This is a genomic window from Pseudomonas sp. 05N432, assembly GCF_056396945.1.
The window spans coordinates 137,478-159,445 of the sequence record NZ_JBFTMM010000006.1; the positions used below are offsets into that span (position 1 = coordinate 137,478).

The 21,968-nt window shown below is 59.3% G+C and carries 24 protein-coding genes; 18 read left to right on the top strand and 6 right to left on the bottom strand.

Annotated elements, in window-relative coordinates:
• Positions 1-21 precede the first annotated feature (21 nt).
• Entirely contained in the window at positions 22-1,155 is a 1,134-nt protein-coding gene (locus tag AC1DHT_RS08640) for an aminotransferase class V-fold PLP-dependent enzyme (RefSeq protein ID WP_427540499.1), read from the bottom strand.
• A 79-nt stretch (positions 1,156-1,234) separates the two neighbouring features.
• Here AC1DHT_RS08640 and AC1DHT_RS08645 point away from each other — a divergent pair, with 79 nt between their 5' ends.
• From AC1DHT_RS08645 to AC1DHT_RS08660, 4 genes are all read left to right on the top strand, one after another.
• The gene (locus tag AC1DHT_RS08645) at positions 1,235-1,873 is read left to right on the top strand and encodes a TetR/AcrR family transcriptional regulator (RefSeq protein ID WP_019689364.1); all 639 of its coding nucleotides are present in this window, start codon (positions 1,235-1,237) and stop codon (positions 1,871-1,873) included.
• A gap of 140 nt (positions 1,874-2,013) precedes the next feature.
• Positions 2,014-2,982: a GTP 3',8-cyclase MoaA gene (locus AC1DHT_RS08650; protein WP_427540496.1), complete on the top strand. Its 969-nt coding sequence runs from the start codon at positions 2,014-2,016 to the stop codon at positions 2,980-2,982.
• A gap of 244 nt (positions 2,983-3,226) precedes the next feature.
• Positions 3,227-3,832: a DUF4823 domain-containing protein gene (locus AC1DHT_RS08655; RefSeq protein ID WP_427528455.1), complete on the top strand. Its 606-nt coding sequence runs from the start codon at positions 3,227-3,229 to the stop codon at positions 3,830-3,832.
• Positions 3,833-3,849: 17 nt separating this feature from the next.
• Positions 3,850-4,410 (top strand): DUF1285 domain-containing protein, encoded by a 561-nt coding sequence (locus tag AC1DHT_RS08660; protein WP_427540493.1) that lies wholly within the window; start codon positions 3,850-3,852, stop codon positions 4,408-4,410.
• Positions 4,411-4,473: 63 nt separating this feature from the next.
• On the opposite strand, the gene AC1DHT_RS08665 is transcribed toward AC1DHT_RS08660, so the two are convergent.
• The 3 genes from AC1DHT_RS08665 to AC1DHT_RS08675 all read right to left on the bottom strand — a co-directional run bounded on the left by AC1DHT_RS08665 (position 4,474) and on the right by AC1DHT_RS08675 (position 6,813).
• Positions 4,474-5,346, bottom strand: a complete 873-nt coding sequence (locus AC1DHT_RS08665) for an esterase/lipase family protein (RefSeq protein WP_427528452.1) — start codon at positions 5,344-5,346, stop codon at positions 4,474-4,476.
• A gap of 244 nt (positions 5,347-5,590) precedes the next feature.
• Positions 5,591-5,971, bottom strand: coding sequence for a Rho termination factor N-terminal domain-containing protein (locus AC1DHT_RS08670; protein ID WP_427540490.1), 381 nt, complete (start codon positions 5,969-5,971; stop codon positions 5,591-5,593).
• Between the two features lie 176 nt (positions 5,972-6,147).
• Positions 6,148-6,813 carry an HD domain-containing protein gene (locus AC1DHT_RS08675; protein ID WP_427540487.1) on the bottom strand — a complete coding sequence of 222 codons (666 nt, stop codon included), beginning with the start codon at positions 6,811-6,813 and terminating at the stop codon, positions 6,148-6,150.
• Positions 6,814-6,935: 122 nt separating this feature from the next.
• On the opposite strand from AC1DHT_RS08675, the gene AC1DHT_RS08680 reads away from it, so the two are divergent.
• The 11 genes from AC1DHT_RS08680 to AC1DHT_RS08730 all read left to right on the top strand — a co-directional run bounded on the left by AC1DHT_RS08680 (position 6,936) and on the right by AC1DHT_RS08730 (position 15,615).
• Positions 6,936-7,418, top strand: a complete 483-nt coding sequence (locus AC1DHT_RS08680; RefSeq protein ID WP_427528448.1) for a GNAT family N-acetyltransferase — start codon at positions 6,936-6,938, stop codon at positions 7,416-7,418.
• 166 nt (positions 7,419-7,584) lie between these two features.
• A complete protein-coding gene (locus AC1DHT_RS08685) occupies positions 7,585-7,887 on the top strand; it encodes a hypothetical protein (protein ID WP_427540484.1) in 303 nt (100 codons plus the stop codon).
• Complete coding sequence (locus AC1DHT_RS08690; RefSeq protein ID WP_427540481.1) at positions 7,830-8,246, top strand: hypothetical protein; 417 nt, start codon at positions 7,830-7,832, stop codon at positions 8,244-8,246. The genes AC1DHT_RS08685 and AC1DHT_RS08690 overlap by 58 nt, the downstream gene beginning before the upstream one ends.
• Positions 8,243-8,737: a PAAR domain-containing protein gene (locus AC1DHT_RS08695; RefSeq protein ID WP_427540478.1), complete on the top strand. Its 495-nt coding sequence runs from the start codon at positions 8,243-8,245 to the stop codon at positions 8,735-8,737. Before AC1DHT_RS08690 ends, AC1DHT_RS08695 begins: the two co-directional genes overlap by 4 nt.
• Before the next feature lie 6 nt (positions 8,738-8,743).
• Positions 8,744-9,229, top strand: a complete 486-nt coding sequence (locus tag AC1DHT_RS08700; protein ID WP_427540475.1) for a hypothetical protein — start codon at positions 8,744-8,746, stop codon at positions 9,227-9,229.
• A gap of 250 nt (positions 9,230-9,479) precedes the next feature.
• Positions 9,480-9,977 (top strand): hypothetical protein, encoded by a 498-nt coding sequence (locus tag AC1DHT_RS08705; protein WP_427528441.1) that lies wholly within the window; start codon positions 9,480-9,482, stop codon positions 9,975-9,977.
• A 297-nt stretch (positions 9,978-10,274) separates the two neighbouring features.
• A complete protein-coding gene (locus tag AC1DHT_RS08710; protein WP_427540472.1) occupies positions 10,275-11,276 on the top strand; it encodes a 2-dehydro-3-deoxygalactonokinase in 1,002 nt (333 codons plus the stop codon).
• Positions 11,277-11,285: 9 nt separating this feature from the next.
• Positions 11,286-11,906 (top strand): 2-dehydro-3-deoxy-6-phosphogalactonate aldolase, encoded by a 621-nt coding sequence (locus AC1DHT_RS08715; RefSeq protein WP_477761325.1) that lies wholly within the window; start codon positions 11,286-11,288, stop codon positions 11,904-11,906.
• 63 nt (positions 11,907-11,969) lie between these two features.
• Positions 11,970-13,118 carry a galactonate dehydratase gene (gene dgoD, locus AC1DHT_RS08720; protein WP_477761326.1) on the top strand — a complete coding sequence of 383 codons (1,149 nt, stop codon included), beginning with the start codon at positions 11,970-11,972 and terminating at the stop codon, positions 13,116-13,118.
• Between the two features lie 176 nt (positions 13,119-13,294).
• Complete coding sequence (locus AC1DHT_RS08725) at positions 13,295-14,605, top strand: MFS transporter (protein ID WP_427540469.1); 1,311 nt, start codon at positions 13,295-13,297, stop codon at positions 14,603-14,605.
• A 206-nt stretch (positions 14,606-14,811) separates the two neighbouring features.
• Positions 14,812-15,615 (top strand): IclR family transcriptional regulator, encoded by an 804-nt coding sequence (locus AC1DHT_RS08730; protein WP_427540466.1) that lies wholly within the window; start codon positions 14,812-14,814, stop codon positions 15,613-15,615.
• 12 nt (positions 15,616-15,627) lie between these two features.
• Here the strand turns inward: AC1DHT_RS08730 and AC1DHT_RS08735 are convergent, their stop codons facing one another.
• Positions 15,628-16,350 (bottom strand): FadR/GntR family transcriptional regulator, encoded by a 723-nt coding sequence (locus AC1DHT_RS08735; RefSeq protein WP_427528430.1) that lies wholly within the window; start codon positions 16,348-16,350, stop codon positions 15,628-15,630.
• 90 nt (positions 16,351-16,440) lie between these two features.
• Positions 16,441-18,177 carry an IlvD/Edd family dehydratase gene (locus AC1DHT_RS08740; protein ID WP_427540463.1) on the bottom strand — a complete coding sequence of 579 codons (1,737 nt, stop codon included), beginning with the start codon at positions 18,175-18,177 and terminating at the stop codon, positions 16,441-16,443.
• Between the two features lie 272 nt (positions 18,178-18,449).
• Between AC1DHT_RS08740 and araD1 the strand changes: the two genes are divergently transcribed.
• From araD1 to AC1DHT_RS08755, 3 genes are read left to right on the top strand one after another with little or no spacing between them, the layout of a single operon-like run.
• The gene (gene araD1, locus AC1DHT_RS08745; RefSeq protein ID WP_427540460.1) at positions 18,450-19,442 is read left to right on the top strand and encodes an AraD1 family protein; all 993 of its coding nucleotides are present in this window, start codon (positions 18,450-18,452) and stop codon (positions 19,440-19,442) included.
• Positions 19,443-19,452: 10 nt separating this feature from the next.
• A complete protein-coding gene (locus AC1DHT_RS08750) occupies positions 19,453-21,033 on the top strand; it encodes an aldehyde dehydrogenase (NADP(+)) (RefSeq protein WP_427540457.1) in 1,581 nt (526 codons plus the stop codon).
• A 51-nt stretch (positions 21,034-21,084) separates the two neighbouring features.
• Positions 21,085-21,960 (top strand): SMP-30/gluconolactonase/LRE family protein, encoded by an 876-nt coding sequence (locus AC1DHT_RS08755; protein WP_427540454.1) that lies wholly within the window; start codon positions 21,085-21,087, stop codon positions 21,958-21,960.
• Positions 21,961-21,968: the final 8 nt, after the last annotated feature.

Genomic DNA, 21,968 nt, shown 5'->3' on the forward strand with positions numbered 1-21,968 from the left:
ACAGGCGCTTCGCTTGGGTTCTCACTGCTTGGCGATCGACGCGACAATGGCGACAGTTTCGTCAATCACGCGCTTTTCGGTGTAGAAGTGCGGTGAAAAGCGAATGCCTGGGCCGCGCGGGATGCAGACTACCTGTTGGGCTTTCAGCGCCTCGTAAACAGCCTGATTATCGATGCCATCGATACTGAACGAAAAGATCCCCCCGCGCCGGGCCGGATTCAGCGGGCTATGCAGTCTGACGCCGGGAATTGCGCTCAGGCCGTCCTGCAGCCATTTCACTCGCTCGGCGATCAGGGCGGCGACTTGCTCCATGCCGACTTCTTCCAATAACGACAGGCTGGCTTCCAGCGCCATCGCCCCGAGCATGTTCGGGCTGCCGCATTCAAAGCGTCGTGCACTCTTGGCCGGTTCCCACCCGGTGCGAGTGTAATCGCCCATGTGTTCGAGCATGTGCCAGCCGAACTCGTGCAGTTTCAGTTGTTCACGCAATTCGCTGCGCACATAGAACACCCCCAGGCCTTCTGGTCCGAGCAGCCATTTGTGGCCGTCGGCCATGGCGAAGTCGCATTGATAGCTCTGGACGTCGAAGGGCAGGGCGCCCAGCTGCTGGATGGCGTCGATGCAAAACAGCACGTTCTGTTGTTTGCAGCCGGCACCCAGGCGTTGCAGGTCGAGGCGCAGACCGCTGGCGAATTGCACCGCACTCACCGACATCAACCGGGTACGCGGTCCGCAGGCTGCCAGCAGGGCGCCTTCCGGGTCATCACCGGTGAGACTGGCCTGCACCACTTCCACACCTTGTGTCGCCAATGCTTCCCAGACGATGCGATTGGAAGGGAATTCTTCATCGCTGATAACGATCTGGTCGCCGCTTTGCCATGGCAGTCCGAAGGCGACAAAAGACAATGCTTCAGAAGTATTTTTGACCAGCGCCACATCATCCGTCGACGGTGCATTAAGCAGGCGCATCAGCCGTTCACGCAGGCGTTGTTCCAGGTCCATCCAGTCCGAATAGTCCCGTGCGCCCAGTAAAACGTTCTCTTGAGCGAAGCGTGTCACTGCCATGGCGGCGCGATTTGGCCAGGGTGCAACGGCTGCATGATTCAAATAACGCAGGCCTGGAGCCTGTACAAATTCATCAAGAAACATAGTCATGGTCGGATGATCCGTGCAATTTGGCGCAAGTTAGGCATAATACGCGGCTTCGTATTTTGACCCCTACAGACCTTTTCTTATGCATAAAGAACCTCGTAAGGTCCGTGAGTTTCGTCGCCGCGAGCAAGAAATTCTCGACACCGCGCTCAAGCTGTTCCTCGAACAAGGTGAAGACAGTGTCACCGTCGAGATGATCGCTGATGCCGTGGGTATCGGCAAAGGCACCATCTACAAGCACTTCAAGTCCAAGGCGGAGATCTATCTGCGCTTGATGCTCGATTACGAGCGTGACCTGAACGAGCTGCTGCACTCTGCCGATGTCGATAAGGATAAGGAAGCCCTGTCCCGGGCCTACTTCGAATTCCGCATGCGCGATCCGCAACGTTACCGGTTGTTCGATCGCCTGGAAGAGAAGGTGGTCAAGGGTAATCAGGTGCCGGAAATGGTCGAGGAGTTGCACAAGATTCGCGCCTCCAACTTCGAACGCCTGACCTTGTTGATCAAAGGCCGCATCAGCGAAGGCAAGCTTGAAGACGTGCCGCCGTACTTCCACTACTGCGCTTCCTGGGCGCTGGTGCACGGCGCTGTCGCGCTGTATCACTCGCCGTTCTGGAGCAACGTGCTGGAAGATCAGGAAGGTTTCTTCCAGTTCCTGATGGACATCGGCGTGCGCATGGGCAACAAGCGCAAGCGTGATACCGACACACCGAGCAGCTGAACCATTCAGATGCCTTATTGCGCCATGTTTTCTCTGTATGGCGCAGTGCCCCAGGAATATACTCAGGCTTAGGTATTGCTAAAACTTGATTTGTGAGTCAAGTTTTAGCGCATCCGAATCTACTTCCGCCGGAGTGATCCATGATCGTTGATCGACAAGGCAGGCAGTTCCGCAATTTGCGGGTCAGTCTGACCTCCGCCTGCAACTACGCCTGTACCTATTGCGTGCCCAATGGCAAGCGACTGGTGGCTGCGCAGGATGAACTGTCGGCCGAGGCCATGGCGCGCGGTGTTGCCTATCTGATCGAAGCCGCGGGCATCGAGCGCTTGCGCATCACCGGTGGCGAGCCGCTGGTGAGCCCGAAGCTGGAAACCTTCATGACGGCTGTCGGGCAGATGGGCCTTGCCGACATCAGCCTGACCACCAACGGTCAGTTGCTGGCGAAAAAACTGCCCTTGCTGGTGGATGCCGGCATTCGGCGAATCAACGTTTCCCTCGATACCCTGGACGCCGATGCGTTCCGCAGCATTGCGCGCGGTGGCGATTTGGCGACCGTGCTCAACGGCATGGACCAGGCTCGCGCAGCGGGCATGAAGATCAAGGTCAACATGGTGCCGTTACGCGGGCAAAACCTCGATCAAGTGATGCCGTTGCTCGATTATTGCCTGGAGCGCGGTTATGAATTGCGCTTCATCGAGTTGATGCGCATGGGCCATCTGGCCAGCGATTCGAACGCATTCCTGCAGCAGTTTGTCAGCCTCAAGCAGTTGCTGGGTCTGATCGGCGAGCGCTATGAGTACCTGCAGGCCGACGCGCCGGTGGATGCCACGGCAGTGCGTTACGAAATTCCGGGGCGCGGCTATTTCGGCGTGATCGCCAATGAAAGCGTGCCGTTCTGCCGCACGTGCTCGCGCTTGCGACTGTCCTCCACTGGCTGGCTGCATGGCTGCCTGTCGTCGAGTAACCGCCACTATGTCGGTGACTTGCTGGACAAACCCCGTCATCAAGCATTGCCGGCGCTCCAGCGTCTGCTGGTGAAAGCTCTGGGCGACAAGCAGGAAGTGGCATTTTCCGGTGGTGCGACCGTGATGAAGATCATCGGCGGCTGATTAATCTCTGTGGAGAGCTTGCTCCCGCTGGGTCGCGAAGCGGCCCTGAAAACATATCCCCGCAACCTGTCAGGCATACCGCATTTACCCGTTTTACGACGGCTGCGCCGCCGAGCGGGAGCAAGCTCCCTCGCCACAGGTCCTCATTCTGAATCCGGAAATGTTCGAGTCCTCAGGGACTGGCGCGGAAGCTGCATCCTGCCGACATTCGCCGGTTTTCCGTCACCGGCCTCTGGAGGATAGGATGCGTAGCCTGGTTTTGCTGCTGGCCGTTTTGGCGCTCGGCGGCTGCATGAATGTCAGCGACATGGGCGAGGGGATTCACTACCACATGAGCGACGCAGGTCTGCTCGATCACAGTGACAGCCGTCGCGTGAATAATCTGCGCATTCAGCCGGACTCGTTTATCTACATCGCTCAAGGCGCTTTTGCACCGCCGGGCAGTGCCTATCCGCGGCCGAACGTGGTCGCTGAAGAAGCCTTCAACGGCTTCATCGAATATTTCCCGATGGTTCGCCGTGCCCGCGCCCCCGAAGGTCTCGACACTGCTATGGGGGAGGCACGTGCGGCTGGCGCGCATTACCTGCTTTACACTCGATTTGCCAACGCCGACGACCGTATCGGCAACTCGGATGAATTGCTCGATCAGGGCGCCGTGGATCGCCTGGGGATCGACAGTGGAGTGATTCAGATCATGCTGATCGAGACCAGCACCCAGTATTTGATCGATACTGCACGAATCAAGAGTCGTGGCGGTTTACTGACGTTCCACGACAACAAGCCAGAAGACTTGATCGCCCAGCCGCTGGCGCAATACGCCCGTAGCCTGCTGGGCATGAGCGATCAATAGTTCACCAGGAGAGCCGCATGAATGGTCCGCAAAAAGCTAACGATCTGTTGGGGCAAATCCCCAAATCCAAAGGCTTGCCGCCGGTCCATTTGTGGAACCCCGACTTCTGCGGCGATATCGACATGCGCATCGCCCGCGACGGTACCTGGTATTACCTGGGCACGCCGATCGGGCGCAAGCCGATGGTCAAGCTGTTCTCCACCATCATTCGCCGCGACGGCGATGATTACTTCCTGATTACTCCGGTAGAGAAGGTCGGGATCAAGGTCGATGACGCGCCTTTCATTGCCGTGACGCTGGAGGTCGAAGGCGAGGGTGAAGCCCAGTTGTTGCGCTTCACCACCAACGTTGATGAGCAATCCGAGGCGGGTGCCGAGCATCCGTTGCGGGTAGTGATCGATCCCGTTACCCAGGAGCCTGCGCCTTACGTGCATGTACGCACCAACCTTGAAGCGCTGATCCATCGCAACGTGTTTTATCAACTGGTCGAACTGGCCGTGACCCGCGAAATCGACGGGCAGCGCTGGTTGGGTGTCTGGAGCGGCGGCGAGTTTTTCCCTATCGGCCTTGAGCCGTAACGCGCCGAGCTTCTGTACGCTGGAAAATGGCCCGGTATTTAAACCGGGCCATGGCCGATGGGCTTACAAGCCCTTGCTCTTGAGCCGGGCGGCATGTTCCAGATAGAGACTGACCGGGCTCACGTTCCAGCTGGTGATCCCGGCCATTTGATTGACGGCGTCAAAGTGGTCCATGGGGTAATCCGAGCGGATCACTTTTCCCAAGTGCGAGCTGTATCGTCCGACCAACCCATCGTTGGCGTTTTTCTCTTTATAAAATAACTTCGACAGCACAATGCAGTTGATGTGGGTCGGATCGAGTATTTGCGGGGTTTGGAAGTTCTGCAGGATCCCGCTCCAGGAGTAGTAATACACGCCGTTTTCGATTTCGTTGCCTTCACCGCCCCAGACTTTCGGCACCCCTTGCGGGTACTTGCGATTGAATTCAGCCAACCCTGCGCTGGTCAGCGATTCGAAAGCTGCTTGAGGGTCCTGAGGGTTTTGCGGGTGGCCGCTGATCAGCGAAATGAACGTGCCGACTGCGCTGAACAAGGCCAGCACGAACGCTTCGGGCAACTCTCCGGGTGTCAGCGCCTTATGCAATTGGTCGGCAATCTCGGAGCCGTGGTTGGGACAACTGACAGAGGTGACCGACGCGACCTTTTCCGGGTGCAGCGCTGCTACGTAACGTGCGGCCAGTGGACCTTGGCTATGGCCGATCAGATTGACCTTGGCGGCGCCTGTTTCCTGCAAAATGCGGTTGACCTGTTCGAGCAGTTTTTCACCGCGCTCCTCATTGCCGTTTACGGCTGGAATATTGACCGTAAACACCCGAGCACCAGCGTGTTCCAAGGCTTCCTTGATATCGAAGAAGTAGGGATAACCGGCAATCGTATCGAAACCGAAAAGGCCGTGAACCAAAACAATCGGGTATTGCGTAGACGCATCCATGTTCATGCTTATACCTGTCGATAGCGGATTCAAGTGGAACAGATGCTATTGACTGCTTGATCTGTCGCGGCTAACCGTAGTTTACAAAGCGCAATGGTACAAATTGCTCCGGGCGGGACCCCGGTCTTCGTGTCGTGTTGGCCGAAACGACGGTTGAACGGCAGGCGCAGTTGCTATCACGGACAATCCCGCTCCTGCACATTTATCTCCCGCAGGAGCGGGACGCCTTGGAAGTCGCCTTCTGTTCTCTCTAGCCCGCCTTGCGCAATGCGTCGATCAACTCCTGTTTGCGCATTGTCGAGCGCCCGGGAATGTTCTTTGCCCGGGCTTCTTTCATCAGGCTGTCCTTGGTCTGTGTCTCGCGTGACGCGTTGCTGTTTCGTGAGAGCCCTTTGCGGGTGGCGACGGCGCGTCTGGCCGACTCCCGACGGTCGGAGGCTTTTTTGGCGGCAGGTTTGGTCCGACCAGCCCCGCCTGCGCGCTCACCGCCACCGGATTGTTTGTTGACTGTCGCCCAGGCGCGGGCTTGGGCCTCTTCTTTGGAGATCCCTTTGTCTTCGTAGCTGGCCTCTATGTGCGCAGCTTTGCGCTTCTGTTCGGCAGTGTATTTGGCTTTGCTTCCACGAGTCATGGTCATGCTCCCGTGTCTGATCAGGGGTGGCGGCTCCAGAAAACCAGAGCCGTTACCTGATATTGGTGTTGTCAGCGTTTTGATTGGTGCCGTAGTCACGACGAACGGTCTATGTCTCTTGTGGAGTGTTGCAAGGTTTAACGGTTTCAAGGATGGCGGAAATCGGAGTAATCACCTCAGGCAGCGCTGGGCGATAAACCGATCTCCTCGATGAATTCGTCCATGAAGCGCTTCAGGCGTTCGTGGCGTCGCTGCGCCAGACGCTTGCCGGTCGGTGTCTGGAAGCCATTGGCGAGGTGCAACAACTTGGTCTGGAAGTGATCGAGGCAGAAGCGCTTGTCGTCGTACTCGCGGGATGCTGCCGTGGGATCTTGCGCGTCGTAGAGCGTGCTACCCATGCGTCCGGCGATGTAAAACGTGCGCGCAACGCCGAGCATGCCAAGGGAGTCGAGGCGATCGGCGTCCTGGAGTATTTTTGCTTCAATCGTGATCGGTGCGATGTTCGCTGAAAAACTGTGGGCCTCGATGGCGTGAGCGACTGCCGCGCTTTTATGCATGGGCCAATTCAACTGGCTGAGGATTGCCGAGGCTTTTTCCGCCGCCAGCCGCGATGCCCGAGAACGCAGCGGCGAGTTCTTTTCCACCGCCACGCAGTCGTGCAGCAACACTGCGGCCAGCAGCACTTCAAGGTCACCGCCTACTTCGGTGTGAATCTGCTGAACGTTGCGCCACACCCGTTGCAAGTGCGACAGATCGTGGGCGCTATCCTCGGACGGCTCCAGCGCGTGGGGCAGTAAGGTTGAGGCGAGGTTTTGCAGTGGGGCGAAGGCCGCGAGGCTCATAACAATCCTTTTGGGTGGAGCACTTTTGTGGTGACGCCCGTAGATCAAGTTTTGAAGTGACATGTGACGAGCGCTGATCGCCGACATAGTATGGCGGTTTCAACTGTTCACAAGGCACGTCCATGTCGATCGAAATCCGCCCGGCCACCCCCAGTGATGCGCCACAAATTCTCGCGTTCATCACCGAACTCGCCGACTACGAGCGCGCCCGGCATGAAGTCATCGCCAGTGTTACCGACATTGAGCGCAGCCTGTTCAGTGAAGGCGCCACCGCCCATGGCCTGATCTGTCTGCGCGACGGTTTGCCGATTGGCTTCGCGGTGTTTTTCTTCAGCTACTCGACCTGGCTCGGCAGCAACTGCCTGTACCTCGAAGACCTCTACATCACCCCCGAACAACGCGGTGGCGGCGCCGGCAAACAACTGTTGCGCCACCTCGCAAAAATCGCCTGCGCCAACGACTGCGGCCGCTTCGAATGGAGCGTGCTGGAATGGAACACCCCGGCCATCGACTTCTACAAATCCCTCGGCGCCCAGCCGCAGGAAGAGTGGGTGCGTTATCGCATGGATGGCAATGTGTTGCGTGAGTTTGCCGAGGGCAATTGATCTGTCGCGAGGACCTGTTTGAAGGTCTTCGCGAATAAGTTGTGGAGACCGTATTAGTCCGGCATTCTGTTCGCCCTTTGCGCGCTCACGGACGACACCTGCAATGCCTTTGGCACTATTTTCCCCGCGCCCGTGGGGCCTTCGCCGCATCAACGAGTGACCGGCGATGAGCGGATTTCGGGCGTCAATGCGTCTGTATGGACTGGTGAAAAACCTTGGCTCCACTGACGTCATCCTTCAGCAGTCTGTAGAAATTCTTTGTACCGTCAGCCGCGCTGGCAGCAAAGCCATTCGCGCGTTCGTGTCGCGTCTGGATGCCGAATTGATGGTGCGCACGGTCGGTCTCAATGAGTACCGCGTGGTGCCACTGTCCAGTTTCAACCCCAATCTGTTTATTCAAGAGCAGCAAGGTTGGCTGGCACTTCACGTCAGTTGCGGTTTTGCAGTCAGGGCGGGCTGCCGTTACTGAGTGACGGCGCATTGCTGCCGATGGGCTGGTATGCCTATTCCGATATTGGCCAATGGACAGCTAGCCACCATCTGGACTTCGGCCCACAGATGGCCAGTTTGTTGCAAACCGCTTATGAGCGAGTCGGTCAGCGCAACTACAACGCCTTTCTCAACGAACTCGACAGCGCCTCCCATGCCGATCTGCAATGGCAGGTCGACGAGGCGTGGCGCGCGCTCGGTTCGTCTTCAGTCCCACTACCTGGTGGCGACCATCACGCGTTGTTCGATCCCGTTGAAAACCGTTGGTGCTTCGCCGCTACCGACATCGATATCTATCACTTTCATCCTGAAACCCAAAAGCAAGGAGCTTTGACGTGAGTGGAAAACCCACTGCCCGCGTAACCGACCCAACCGCGTGCCCGTTGCCGGGCCATGGCACCAACCCGATTGTCTCCGGCTCCTCGGACGTGTTCTTCGACGGCCTCGGCGCGGCGCGCATGACTGACAAGTCTGCTTGCGGTAGCCCAATCACGGGAGAGGTGTCCGGTACGGTATTCATCAACGGCCTCAATGCCGCCATGCTTGGCAGCACCGGTGGTCACGGCAATGTGGTGACTGGCGGCTCAGGCACCGTGATCATCGGCCAGAGTGGTGGAGGCGCCGCGTTCAGTGGGCTGCTGCCGATGCCGGTGCATTTTACGGACAAGCTCCAGGTTACGAATGAGGTGACTGGAGAGCCGGTTCCGAACCATCCCTACACCATTTTGCGCGGCGACGGCAGCGAAGAACATGGCATCACGGATGCTGCTGGCTTCACCCATACCGTCAGTTCACATCTGGCTGAAACCATTAAATTGTTTGTGGAGTGATTGGGGATGGCGGGTGAAAGCACGGCGGTGAAGCAAGAGCAGCCAAAACGAGAAGTGAAGACTCATACGCTGACGTGCAAGACGGATAATTCCGTGAAGCAGGTACCTATTGCGTTACGGGACATAGTTATATTCTTTATTGGTGGTGCTGGGGACCAAGAAAGTTATTATGGTACGGGACCTAATAATATAGACGCTGTTCGTAAAATTGCCGTTGACGATGCAAAGCAGTTGGAGATTTTGGCGCGATGCCCTTCATGGGCTCTTGGTTATAATGCATTTGTTAATGATGAGGGTCTTGAAAAGAATGTCTTGAGTAGAATTCCTAATTGTTCTACTGCGATTTATATTGTTGGTCATAGCCTTGGTGGCTGGAATGGTGCACACCTCTCTAGTGTTTTGACTGATAAAGGGTTTGCTGTGAGTAATGTTGATTACTTTAGATCCCGTTGGAGAGGGGAAAATTGTCTTTGGCATATCAAATATCTTTAGGAGGAAGCCAAAGCCAAAGGCCGACTACTGGATTAATATTCGAGCTGCTGCAGTGGACTGGAATGTGTCAGATCTTGTTGCGGATTTTGGCGAGCAATGGGAGGTGGTGGAAGGGCCAAATGTAATGGGGAGGGTTGATGTCAATCATGCGGATGCCGATAGGATGTTTTTGAAGCCATTGCCCGGTGGAAAGTCTGCGCGACAGATATTTAATGAATCAATTTTGAGCTATTTCAGGGGGTGAATTGAAGTGCATAAGTTTCTTTTGCTAATATTTATGTTGATGTGTGCTTCCTGCTCGCTGAATCATGGAAAGCCCATCGCTACACTTGAGTATTTGAGTGTGGATGAGCTTCGTAAAACGGGTATATATCAGGTTTATTTCGATTCCGATGTGGCAATTCTTGATTTGTTCAAGTCTCGGATTGGAGAGGGGCTAGTTTGTTCGCTGGAAGATGATCTCGACTTTTCGCAGGCGCATCACATTAAGCTATCAGGCTTCGGGTTGGTTGAGTTGGTCAAAGATAAGGGACAGGCCAACTACAGGGCAAATATGATTTTCACTGACTCAGAAGAGGGCAAGGGGGGAGAGATCTATCTCGAGGGAGATACCTTGAAGCCGTTGTTGCTCAAGCGAGATTATATTTCTTGCGTGTTTCGAGTCCATACCACCCCCTACAAGACCTACTTCTCAAAAATCATGCACGTTCCTACGGCAGACTTATTGAAAGCAATTAACAAGAAATAAAGGTGTTGGCTCTTTCAGTCAGACTGACAGTTTAAAGGGACGCAACGCCCCTACGTCAGGACGAACGGTTCGAATTTGAGCATCAGTGATTCAGGTGAGGGGGATACCGATCGGCTCGGTATGGGCGAACCTGGGATGGTGAAGTGTTGCTCAGAAAGCGTCGGGTTCGGAGCGAAAGATCAAGAATAGCTTTTACCAAATCCCAATATGTGGGAATTAAATTTACATATTGAGATTTTTCTTCCGCTAGGTTTATAGTCCAGCTCACTCACTGCCAAAAACAAAACAGGTGAAGCGATGCTGGCGCAATTGATCGCGCTCGATTGGGGGACGACGTCCCTTCGTGCGTACAAGCTTGGCCCGAATGGTTGTGTTCTCGATCAGCGCTCGCTGGCGTCGGGGATCATGCAGTTGCCGAAAGCGCCGCGGGTGATCGCCGGCCAGTTATGCACCGACGGATTTGAACTGGCGTTCGATGAGGCCTGCGGTGACTGGCTCGATGCGCAGCCCGGTCTTCCGGTGATCGCCTGCGGTATGGTCGGCAGTGCGCAGGGCTGGCGTGAAGCGGCTTACTGCGATACGCCGGCGAATGTCGCCAATCTCGGCACGTCCCTGCAAACCGTGCGCAGCCTGCGCGGCGTCGATGTGCATATCGTGCCCGGCGTCATCCAGCGTTCGCGGTTGCCGAATGTGATGCGCGGCGAGGAAACCCAGGTCCTTGGCGTGCTGCAAAACCTGCCAGTCGGGGTAGGGGACAATCTGCTGATCGGCCTGCCGGGCAGCCATTCGAAATGGGTCGAAGTGGTCGAAGGCTGTATCACTCATTTCGACACGTTCATGACTGGCGAGCTATTCGCAGTGCTCAGCGAGCACAGCATTCTCGGGCGCACGCAACAGCGCGACGCCGCCTTCGACAGCGAGGCCTTTGATCGCGGTGTACAGGTGGCGTTGTCGGCGGACGGTGAGATCGGCCCGCTGTCGACGCTGTTCAGTGCACGCAGCCTTGGCCTGACCGGCGAGCTCAGTGCCACAGCACAGCCGGACTATTTGTCTGGCCTATTGATTGGTCATGAGTTGTCCGCGCTGGCAACGGTGCATCGTCATCGCCGCCACAGCGCAAAGCTTCCATCGATCGTTCTGATCGGCAATGCCCAACTCTGTGCCCGCTATCAACGAGCCCTCGCTACCTGCGGTTTTTCTCATGTGACCTTGGCCGAACAAGCCACCGAACGCGGTTTGTGGCAACTGGCGGTCGCGGCCGGGCTGCTCGGTAAAACTACTTCCGTTCAACCCGACTAGAGGTCTGACATGCTCAAGCAAGCACTGGCGAAAAACGGTCTGATCGCAATCCTCCGCGGCCTGCGCCCGCAAGAGGCGGCGGCCATCGGGGAGGTGTTGTATCAGGCAGGTTTTCGCGTCATTGAAGTGCCACTCAACTCCCCCGAACCGTACKAAAGCATCCGCATCCTGCGCAGCATCTTGCCCGCCGATTGCCTGATCGGCGCCGGTACGGTGTTGACCCCGGAACAGGTCCTGCAAGTGAAGGCGGCCGGCGGCCAGGTGATCGTCATGCCCCACAGTGATCCCAAGGTGTTGCGTGCGGCCAGGGCGGCGGGTTTGTACTTGTCGCCTGGCGTTGCCACGCCGACCGAAGCCTTTGCTGCACTGGCCGAAGGCGCCGATGTCTTGAAGATGTTCCCGGCAGAGCAAATGGGCCCTGCGGTGGTCAAGGCCTGGTTGGCGGTGCTGCCGGCCGGGACCGTGCTGCTGCCGGTAGGCGGGATTACTCCAGACAACATGCAGGCGTTTGTCGAGGCAGGCGTCAAAGGCTTTGGCCTGGGTTCCGGGTTGTTCAAGCCGGGACTCACGCCTGAGGAAGTAGCCGTTCGGGCCAGGGCGTATGTCGCGGCCTGGAACGCGCTGCGCTGAGATTTGTCTGGCGCCGCGTGCGCTGCATCCATCAAGACTGCATTAATAAAAAGAGAGCAGAAGATGAAAATCACCAAACTGACGACCTTCATCGTTCCGCCGCGCTGGTGCTTCCTCAAGGTCGAAACCGACGAGGGCGTGACCGGTTGGGGCGAGCCGGTGGTCGAGGGGCGCGCCCATACCGTCGCTGCGGCGGTGGAAGAACTTTCGGATTACTTGATCGGTAAAGACCCACGCAATATCGAAGACATCTGGACCGTGCTCTATCGCGGTGGTTTCTACCGTGGTGGCGCGATTCACATGAGCGCCCTGGCCGGGATCGATCAGGCGCTGTGGGACATCAAGGGTAAAGCCCTCGGTGTGTCGGTGAGCGATCTGCTGGGCGGTCAGGTGCGCGACAGGATTCGCGTCTATTCGTGGATCGGCGGCGACCGCCCGGCCGACACCGCAAGGGCTGCCAGGGACGCCGTCGAGCGTGGTTTCACCGCGGTGAAAATGAACGGTACCGAAGAGCTGCAATTCGTCGACAGCTTCGAGAAAGTCGATCTGGCGCTGGCCAATGTCGCCGCCGTGCGTGATGCGGTGGGACCGAATGTGGGAATCGGCGTGGACTTCCATGGCCGGGTCCACAAACCGATGGCCAAGGTGCTGATGAAGGAGCTCGACGCCTACAAGCTGATGTTCATCGAAGAGCCGGTGCTCAGCGAAAACTACGAAGCATTGAAAGAGTTGGCGCCGCTGACCAGCACACCGATTGCGCTGGGCGAGCGGTTGTTTTCCCGTTGGGATTTCAAGCGGGTGCTCAGCGAGGGCTATGTCGACATCATCCAGCCGGATGCCTCTCATGCCGGCGGTATCACCGAAACCCGCAAGATCGCCAATATGGCCGAAGCCTACGACGTGGCGCTGGCGTTGCATTGCCCGTTGGGCCCGATTGCCCTGGCGGCGTGCCTGCAACTGGACGCGGTTTGCTACAACGCGTTTATCCAGKAACAGAGCCTGGGCATCCATTACAACGAAAGCAATGACCTGCTCGATTACGTCAAGGATCCGCGGGTGTTCGACTATGACCAGGGGTTCGTGAAGATCCCGAACGGCCCGGGCCTGGGCATCGAGATCAACGAGGAATACGTTGCCGAGCGCGCCGCCATCGGCCACCGCTGGCGCAACCCGATCTGGCGCCATGCCGATGGCAGTTTTGCAGAGTGGTAATAGTGGCCTGACCCAACGTAGTTCCCCTGTGGGAGCGAGCTGCTCGCGAAGACGGCGGCATGTGCAGCGAGGATGTTCAGGCATACCGGTCGGCCCAATCGCGAGCGAGCTCGCTCCCACAAAGCATCAGCACAAGTCTTTGTATCGCCCTCAATAATCATAAGAAGAGGCACCCCATGCATCCTGAGACTTTCACCGGGCAGGCGTCGTTGGTGACGCCGAGCCGCAAGCGTTTTTTCATCATGGTCCTGTTGTTCATCACCGTGGTGATCAACTACCTGGACCGCAGCAACCTGTCGATTGCGGCCCCGGCGCTGACCAGCGAACTGGGTATCGATCCGATCCATGTCGGGCTGATCTTCTCGGCGTTCGGCTGGACCTACGCCGCCATGCAGATCCCCGGTGGCTGGCTGGTGGACCGGGTGCCGCCGCGCATCCTTTACAGCGTCGCGCTGCTGCTGTGGTCGCTGGCCACGGTGCTGCTCGGTTTCGCCGCCAGCTTCATCGCGCTGTTCGTTTTGCGCATGGCCGTGGGCGCGCTGGAAGCGCCTGCCTATCCGATCAACAGCCGGGTGGTGACCACCTGGTTTCCCGAGCGTGAGCGCGCGACCGCTATCGGCTTCTACACCTCCGGGCAGTTCGTCGGGCTGGCCTTTCTGACCCCTGTATTGGCCTGGCTGCAACAGCAATACGGCTGGCACATGGTGTTCGTCAGCACTGGTGTGGTGGGGATTCTCTGGGCGGCCGTGTGGTACGCGGTGTATCGCGAGCCACGGGATTTCAAGGGGGCCAATCTGGCGGAAGTCGAGCTCATCCGTGAGGGCGGCGGGCTGGTCGATATCCAGGCCGAGACGGCTCGGCGCAAGGCACCGTTCAGCTGGACGGACCTGGGCACTGTGTTGAGCCAACGCAAGTTGTGGGGCATCTACCTCGGACAGTTCTGCCTCAATTCGACGTTGTGGTTTTTCCTGACCTGGTTTCCGACCTATCTGGTGAAGTATCGCGGTATGGACTTCATCAAGTCCGGTCTGCTGGCGTCGCTGCCGTTTCTCGCGGCGTTCATTGGCGTGCTCTGCTCGGGGGTCTTCTCTGACTGGCTGATCCGCCGCGGCGCGACGATCGGTTTCGCCCGCAAGTTGCCGATCATTGGTGGGTTGCTGATTTCCACCTCGATCATCGGTGCCAACTTTGTCGAATCGACGCCGTGGGTGATCGCCTTCCTGGCGCTGGCGTTTTTCGGCAACGGGCTGGCTTCGATCAGCTGGTCGCTGGTCTCGACCTTGGCACCGGCACGCTTGTTGGGGCTGACGGGCGGGGTGTTCAACTGCATCGGTAATCTGGCGGCGATCGCCACGCCGATCGTGATCGGCTTTCTCGCCAGCGGCGACTCCTTCGCCCCGGCGATCACCTACATCGCCGCGCTGGCGTTGATCGGCGCCCTGTCCTATGTGTTGCTGGTGGGCAAAGTGGCGCGGATCGAGCTCTAGGCTCTGTACGATAACTGCCTGCGCGACGATCATGCTGCGTTAAAAACAGGCTCGGAAAGCTCATTTACAACCCGTAAACTCCGCTTCCTCGCCTGTTTTTGCCTTGCCTGATCGCCGCTCGGCGAGTTCTCGTACAGACCCTGGCAAGCGCAAGACCGGGCGACCATAATGCCGCCGGTTCCCTCGCTGATTGTTGAAGGCCAGATATGCAGGAAGACGTCGCAAAAAACGCCAAGGACGCCGCGCCGACAGGTACCCAGACGCTGCTACGCGGCCTGGGGGTGGTTCAGGCCGTGGCCAGTGGTGCTCGCGACCTCAAGGAAATTGCCCGGCTGATCGGTACCACCCGCAGCACCACCCACCGGTTGGCCAGCTGCCTGGTGGAGGAGCGCTATCTGCGGGTGGTGCCGCAAATCGGTTACCTGCTGGGGCCCAAGCTGATCGAGCTGGGTTTCCAGGCGCGCGAAGCGCTGCCGCTGGTGACCCTGGCCGGGCCGTATCTGGACGAGTTGTCGGCGTTGACCGGCGATACCATTCACCTGGCGATTCGTGAAGACGACGACGTGCTGTACTTGCACAAGAATCCCGGGCGCAATGGTCCGGAAATGCGTTCGCGGGTCGGCCATCGCATGCCCTTGGCGCGCACCGGGATCGGCAAGGCGCTGATGCTCGATGACTCGCCGCAGGAGTGGCAGCGCCTGTATCGGATCAGCTTGCCGGCGGACGGGAAAAATGTGTTATGGCCGCAGCGCCCGGAGCCAACCTGGGAGCAATTCCAGCAGCGCATGCTGGAGTACGTGGCGGGTGGCTACGCCTTTGACCTGGAAGACAATGAACCGTCGATCCGCTGTGTCGCGGCGCCGGTACGCGATGCCAGCCGGCGAATCGTCGCCGGGATCAGCATCGCCAGCACCGTACCCTATATGCCGCTGGAGAAAATGGCCGAGCTGATTCCGCTGATCAAGCAGGTCGCCGCCCGGCTTTCCGCCGAGTTGGGGGCCAAGGCCTGAGCCGGGCCTGCGTTACAGCGGGGTAAGGACATTCATCACGGTATCCAGGGCGACACGGGTGTCGTCAAGTTGCACCAGCGAGGCATGCCGGGCACCGAGGGCGTCACGATTCTTGATGGCGGTCAGTATCGCCTTGTGCCGGGGCAGGCTGAGCCTTTGAATGTCGGGGCGCCGGTTGGTGATACTGATTGACTCGCGCAGCGGCAGCGAAAGCATGTTGCACATGTAGGCGAGCAAGTCGTTGCGGGTCGCGTCGGCGATCGCATGGTGAAAATCCAGGTCCGCCTGCAAGAGGTTCTCGTGGGTCGTTGCCGTTTCCATGGCCTGGTAGGCTTTTTCGATGATCGCGATGTCGGCATCGGTCGCCGTAGTGGCGGCCATGGCGGCGATTTCCGGCTCAAGGATTCGGCGCACGCCCGACAAGGTGTTGAAGAACTCGCTGTGAGGTGTGGACTGCATCAGCCAGGACAGCACGTCGGGATCCAGCAAGTGCCATTTCGAGCGTGGGCGCACCAGCGCGCCGACCCGTGGCTTGGAGTACACCAGCCCCTTGGCGCTCAGCACCCGGGTGGCTTCGCGCAGTACCGACCGACTGACCTGATAGGTCTCGCACAGCGTTGCTTCCTGGGGCAATCGTTCTTCCGGCTTGAGGCGTCCGGAGACAATGTGCATGCCCAGCTCCTGGACGATCTGGGCATGCATGCTCTTGCGTGGCTTGGGGGACTGCTGATCCATGACAGGGGCGCTGCTCTGACGAAATACACGGCATCATAACATCGCTGCCGCCTCTATCAGGCGCTCCTGTACGCCTGAACCGATTCACTATCAGTGTGAATGACGCGGCACCTCGGCGCCGCGGCAACCCACCAGAAAGTCGAAGTCGCAGCCCTGGTCCGCCTGTAGCACGTGGTCGATGTACAGCTGGCGATAGCCGCCCACGATCAGTTTCTGTGGCGCTTGCAGGTCGGCCATGCGCGCCGCCAGCTCGGCGTCCGGGATGTCCAGGTGCAGACGCCCATTGGCACAATCGAGTTCGATCCAGTCGCCTTCTTTCACGGCGGCCAAAGGTCCGCCGGCAGCTGCTTCCGGGGCGACGTGCAAGACCACCGTACCGTACGCCGTGCCGCTCATGCGCGCGTCGGAAATCCGCACCATGTCGGTGACGCCCTGGGCCAGCAATTTGGCCGGCAAGCCCATGTTGCCTACTTCCGCCATGCCGGGATAACCCTTGGGACCGCAGTTTTTCATCACCAGGATCGAGTCGGCATCGACGTCCAGCTCCGGGTCGTTGATCCGCGCCTTGTACATGTCGAAGTTCTCGAACACCACCGCACGGCCGCGATGCTGCATCAGTTCGGGGCTGGCGGCGGAAGGCTTGAGCACAGCACCGAGAGGGGCCAGGTTGCCACGCAGCACGCAGATGCCGCCGTCCGCGCGGATCGGGTTGGAGAGGGTGCGGATCACTTCGTCCTGGCCGTAGATCGGTGCCTCTCTGGTGTTGTCGCCGATCGACTTGCCATTGACGGTCAAGGCGTCGGGATGAGGAATCAGGTTGGCTTCGCCGAGGCGGCGCAGGACGGCCGGCAGGCCCCCGGCATAGTAGAACTCTTCCATCAGGAAACGCCCGGACGGTTGCAGGTCGACAATGGTTGGCATGCCGCGACCGATGCGGGTCCAGTCATCCAGTTCAAGCTCGACGCCGATGCGTCCGGCGATGGCTTTCAAGTGAATCACCGCGTTGGTCGAGCCGCCGATGGCAGCGTTGACGCGAATGGCATTTTCGAAGGCTTCCCTGGTGAGAATCTTCGACAGTTTCAGGTCTTCGCGAACCATCTCCACCGCGCGCATCCCGGACATGTGCGCCAGGACATAACGGCGCGCATCCACCGCCGGAATCGCCGCGTTGTGGGGCAGGGAGGTGCCCAGTGCCTCGGCCATGCAGGCCATCGTGGAGGCGGTGCCCATGGTGTTGCAGGTCCCCGCCGAGCGAGACATGCCGCCCTCGGCCGCCAGGAAGTCGTCGAGGCTGATGGTGCCGGCCTTGACCTGTTCGCTGAGTTGCCACACCACGGTACCCGAGCCGATGTCCTGGCCTTTGTGTTTGCCGTTGAGCATCGGTCCGCCGGTGACGACGATGGCGGGGACGTCGCAACTGGCGGCACCCATCAGCAGCGCCGGCGTGGTCTTGTCGCAGCCGGTCAGCAGCACCACACCGTCGATCGGGTTGCCGCGAATGGCTTCCTCGACGTCCATGCTCGCCAGGTTGCGGGTGAGCATGGCGGTGGGGCGCAGGTTCGACTCACCGTTGGAGAACACCGGGAACTCCACGGGAAAGCCGCCGGCCTCGATCACCCCGCGTTTGACATGCTCGGCAATCTGACGGAAGTGCGCGTTGCACGGGGTCAGCTCCGACCAGGTGTTGCAGATCCCGATGATGGGCTTGCCATGGAACTGATGGTCGGCAATGCCCTGGTTCTTCATCCAGCTGCGGTACATGAAGCCGTTCTTGTCGGCGGTACCAAACCACTGGGCGGAGCGCAGGTCGGGTTTTTTATCAGACATGGCTAGATCTCTTATAGTAAGACTATATTGTTCTTTTCTGGCCTTAACTTAAGCGCAAAATCTCAGATTTGGAAGTCTTGTTGAGTAAATAGTAATACTATATAGTCGTTTGCAACTGAGGTATGACCCTGGCGGTTTTCCGCGAGAGGCGTCCCCGAGCTTCCATAAAAATAACAATTGGAGATCGATCCCATGGGTCAGGAGCTGCGACCGATTCGTCGCATCACGCTGAAACCAAAGCTTTTCCTGAGCCCGCGATCAGGAGAAGGTTCATGCGTTTAGTTCAGTTCGAATTGAGTAACGGCGAGCGCCGGGTCGGGGTGGTCGAGGACGGTCTGGTCCGTGAAGTGCAATCCGCGCGCACGGTGCGCGAGCTGGCGCTGGCCGCCATCGAGACGGGCGTCGATCTGCGGCAGCAGGTCCAGCGCCTCGGCCTGGGAGGGAGTCACGACTATGCGCAATTGCTGGCCGAACTCAGGATCCTGGTGCCACTGGATCACCCGGACCCGGCGCATATGCTGGTCAGCGGCACCGGCCTGACCCATCTGGGCAGCGCGGCGGCACGGGACAAAATGCATCAGCAGGCCGGTGACGACAGCGCGATGACCGACACCATGCGGATCTTCAAGTGGGGTGTGGAAGGCGGTAAACCCGCTGCCGGTCAGGTCGGTGTGCAACCGGAATGGTTCTACAAGGGCGACGGCAGCACCGTCGTGCGTCCGGGTCAGGCATTCGCGCTGCCGCCATTCGCTGAAGACGCCGGCGAAGAGCCGGAAATCGGCGGCCTGTATGTCATCGGCCACGACGGCAAGCCTTATCGCCTGGGGTTTGCCGTGGGCAACGAGTTCTCCGATCACGTCATGGAGCGCAGGAATTACCTGTACCTGGCCCACTCCAAATTACGCAACTGCAGCTATGGTCCTGAACTGCGGGTCGGTGAGCTGCCCCGGCACCTGGCTGGCAGCAGTCGCATTTTGCGTAATGGCAAGGTCGTATGGCAGAACGAGTTCCTCAGTGGCGAAGCCAATATGTGCCACAGCCTGGAAAACCTTGAATACCACCACTTCAAATACCGTCAGTTCCTGCGGCCGGGGGATGTACACATTCACTTCTTCGGCACCGCGACCCTGTCTTTCGCAGACGGTATCCGTACGCAGCCGGGCGATGTGTTCGAAATCAGCCAGGCGGAGTTCGGCGCGCCCTTGATCAACGGTATCTCCAGCGGCGACGCGGAGCTGGCCCCCGGTCAAGTAGGCACACTTTAAGGAGACAGGCATGACTCGGATTCTTGGTCACAACTACATCGGCGGCCGGCGCAGTGCGACTGGCACCGTGACCCTGCAGAGCTTCGACGCGCAGACTGGCGAAGCATTGCCCCATGCTTTCCACCAGGCGACGGCGCAGGAGGTCGATGCCGCCGCCAATGCTGCCGCGACGGCCTATCCGGCCTATCGAGCCTTGAGTGCGCAGCGTCGCGCGTATTTCATGGCGTCAGTGGCCGATGAACTGGATGCGCTGGACGATGAGTTCATCGCCCTGGTTTGCCGTGAAACCGCGCTGCCCGTTGCCCGCATCCAGGGCGAGCGCAAGCGTACCAGTGGCCAGATGCGCCTGTTCGCCGACGTGYTGCGTCGTGGCGATTTCTACGGGGCGCGCATCGATCGGGCGCTGCCTGATCGCCAACCGTTGCCGCGCCCGGATCTGCGTCAGTACCGCATTGGCCTGGGGCCGGTGGCGGTGTTTGGCGCGAGCAATTTTCCGCTGGCGTTTTCCACTGCCGGCGGCGACACGGCGGCGGCGCTGGCAGCCGGTTGTCCCGTGGTTTTCAAGGCGCACAGCGGGCATATGGCGACCGCCGAACGGGTCGCCGATGCGATCATCCGGGCGGCCGAGGCAAACGGAATGCCCGCTGGCGTATTCAACATGATCTATGGCGCCGGGGTCGGTGAGGCGTTGGTCAAGCATCCGGCAATCCAGGCGGTCGGTTTCACCGGCTCGCTCAAGGGCGGTCGAGCGCTGTGCGACATGGCTGCGGCACGCCCGCAACCGATCCCGGTGTTCGCCGAGATGTCGAGCATCAACCCGGTGATCGTGTTGCCCCAGGCGCTGCAAGCGCGGGCAGATACCATCGCCCGTGACCTGACCGCCTCGGTGGTGCAAGGCTGCGGTCAGTTCTGTACCAACCCGGGCCTGGTGATCGGCATCGGTTCGCCGCAGTTCACTGCGTTCACTCGGCAGGTCGCGCAACTGATCGGCGACCAGCCCGCCCAGACCATGCTCAACACCGGCACCTTGAGCAGTTATGGCAAAGGCTTGCAAAGGCTCCTTGCGCACCCTGGCATCGAGCACCTGGCCGGCCATCCACAAGCGGGTAATCAGGCGCAGCCACAGTTGTTCAAGGCTAATGCGAGTTTGCTGGTCAATGGCGATGAAGTGCTGCAGGAAGAAGTGTTCGGTCCAACCACCGTGTTTGTTGAAGTGGCCGATCAGGCGCAACTCAGCGCCGCATTGCATGGGCTGCACGGCCAACTGACGGCGACGATCATTGGTGAAACCGCGGACTTCGCGCAGTTCAGCGAGCTGACGCCGTTACTGGAGCAGAAGGTCGGTCGCATCTTGCTCAATGGTTATCCGACCGGTGTCGAGGTCTGTGACTCGATGGTGCATGGCGGGCCTTTTCCGGCGACCTCGGATGCCCGCGGCACGTCGGTGGGGACCCTGGCCATCGACCGTTTCCTGCGCCCGGTGTGCTTTCAAAACTACCCCGACAGTTTGCTCCCGGACGCATTGAAAAATGCCAACCCGTTGCGCATTCAACGTCTGGTGGATGGACAGCCATCGCGTGACCGGCTGTAACGCGAGCAAGCTCGTCAGCGCCCGAAAAACAGTAACTATCCAGGAGGCTTCATGGTGTGGACCGCAGTGACCGAACACCGTGCGCAACTGGGCGAGGGTCCGTTCTGGGACGCGCCGGGGCAGGCCCTGTATTGGGTCGATATTGCCGGCCAACAGGCATTACGCCTGAGTGGCGAAAATCTGCAGGTCTGGCAATTGCCGGAGCCTGTGTCGGCGTTCATTCCCTGCGAAAGCGGCGATGCGTTGGTGACCCTGAGCAGCGGCGTGTATCGCCTTGACCTGAGCTCCACGCAAGCGGCGCCGCGCCTGACCTTGCTCTGCGTCGCCGATTCGCAACCGGGCAATCGTCCCAACGAGGCCCGTTGCGATGCCGGGGGCAGGCTCTGGCTGGGCACCATGCAGAACAACATCGGGGAGCAGGGCGAAGACCTGCCGGTCCTGCGGCGTTCCGGTGGCTTGTTCCGTATCGACGCCGATGCGCGAGTTACGCCACTACTGCGTGGCCTGGGTATTCCCAATACCTTGCTTTGGAGCGAGGACGCCACGCAGGTGTATTTTGGCGACAGCCTGGACGGCACGCTGTATCGGTATTCGATCGGTATCGACGGCCAACTCGAACCACCCCGGAAGTGGTTCGGGCCGCACCCGCGCGGCGTCCCGGACGGTTCGGCCATGGACGCCCAAGGCTATCTCTGGAACGCCCGCTGGGACGGCGGTTGCCTGCTCAGGTTGGCGCCCGACGGCGAGGTCGACCGCGTGGTCGAGCTCCCCGTCAGCCGACCGACCAGTTGCGTGTTCGGTGGCAAGGATCTGCGAACCTTGTACATCACCAGCGCCGCAAGCCCGCTCAATCATCCGTTGGACGGGGCGGTGCTGGCCATTGAGGTCGATATCGCCGGGAAAATCTGTCACCGATTTGCAGGATAAATTTCAAG

What these genes read in the sequence shown, in the direction of transcription:
- AC1DHT_RS08710 (WP_427540472.1), top strand. Translation starts at nt 10,275, where the DNA reads ATGCTGGCGCAATTGATCGCGCTCGATTGGGGGACGACGTCCCTTCGT.
- AC1DHT_RS08670 (WP_427540490.1), bottom strand. Translation starts at nt 5,971, where the DNA reads ATGACTCGTGGAAGCAAAGCCAAATACACTGCCGAACAGAAGCGCAAA.
- AC1DHT_RS08665 (WP_427528452.1), bottom strand. Translation starts at nt 5,346, where the DNA reads ATGAACATGGATGCGTCTACGCAATACCCGATTGTTTTGGTTCACGGC.
- AC1DHT_RS08740 (WP_427540463.1), bottom strand. Translation starts at nt 18,177, where the DNA reads ATGTCTGATAAAAAACCCGACCTGCGCTCCGCCCAGTGGTTTGGTACC.
- AC1DHT_RS08685 (WP_427540484.1), top strand. Translation starts at nt 7,585, where the DNA reads ATGAGCGGATTTCGGGCGTCAATGCGTCTGTATGGACTGGTGAAAAAC.
- AC1DHT_RS08700 (WP_427540475.1), top strand. Translation starts at nt 8,744, where the DNA reads ATGGCGGGTGAAAGCACGGCGGTGAAGCAAGAGCAGCCAAAACGAGAA.
- AC1DHT_RS08680 (WP_427528448.1), top strand. Translation starts at nt 6,936, where the DNA reads ATGTCGATCGAAATCCGCCCGGCCACCCCCAGTGATGCGCCACAAATT.
- AC1DHT_RS08645 (WP_019689364.1), top strand. Translation starts at nt 1,235, where the DNA reads ATGCATAAAGAACCTCGTAAGGTCCGTGAGTTTCGTCGCCGCGAGCAA.
- AC1DHT_RS08660 (WP_427540493.1), top strand. Translation starts at nt 3,850, where the DNA reads ATGAATGGTCCGCAAAAAGCTAACGATCTGTTGGGGCAAATCCCCAAA.
- AC1DHT_RS08725 (WP_427540469.1), top strand. Translation starts at nt 13,295, where the DNA reads ATGCATCCTGAGACTTTCACCGGGCAGGCGTCGTTGGTGACGCCGAGC.
- AC1DHT_RS08640 (WP_427540499.1), bottom strand. Translation starts at nt 1,155, where the DNA reads ATGACTATGTTTCTTGATGAATTTGTACAGGCTCCAGGCCTGCGTTAT.
- AC1DHT_RS08755 (WP_427540454.1), top strand. Translation starts at nt 21,085, where the DNA reads ATGGTGTGGACCGCAGTGACCGAACACCGTGCGCAACTGGGCGAGGGT.
- araD1 (WP_427540460.1), top strand. Translation starts at nt 18,450, where the DNA reads ATGCGTTTAGTTCAGTTCGAATTGAGTAACGGCGAGCGCCGGGTCGGG.
- AC1DHT_RS08650 (WP_427540496.1), top strand. Translation starts at nt 2,014, where the DNA reads ATGATCGTTGATCGACAAGGCAGGCAGTTCCGCAATTTGCGGGTCAGT.
- AC1DHT_RS08675 (WP_427540487.1), bottom strand. Translation starts at nt 6,813, where the DNA reads ATGAGCCTCGCGGCCTTCGCCCCACTGCAAAACCTCGCCTCAACCTTA.
- AC1DHT_RS08735 (WP_427528430.1), bottom strand. Translation starts at nt 16,350, where the DNA reads ATGGATCAGCAGTCCCCCAAGCCACGCAAGAGCATGCATGCCCAGATC.
- AC1DHT_RS08655 (WP_427528455.1), top strand. Translation starts at nt 3,227, where the DNA reads ATGCGTAGCCTGGTTTTGCTGCTGGCCGTTTTGGCGCTCGGCGGCTGC.
- AC1DHT_RS08730 (WP_427540466.1), top strand. Translation starts at nt 14,812, where the DNA reads ATGCAGGAAGACGTCGCAAAAAACGCCAAGGACGCCGCGCCGACAGGT.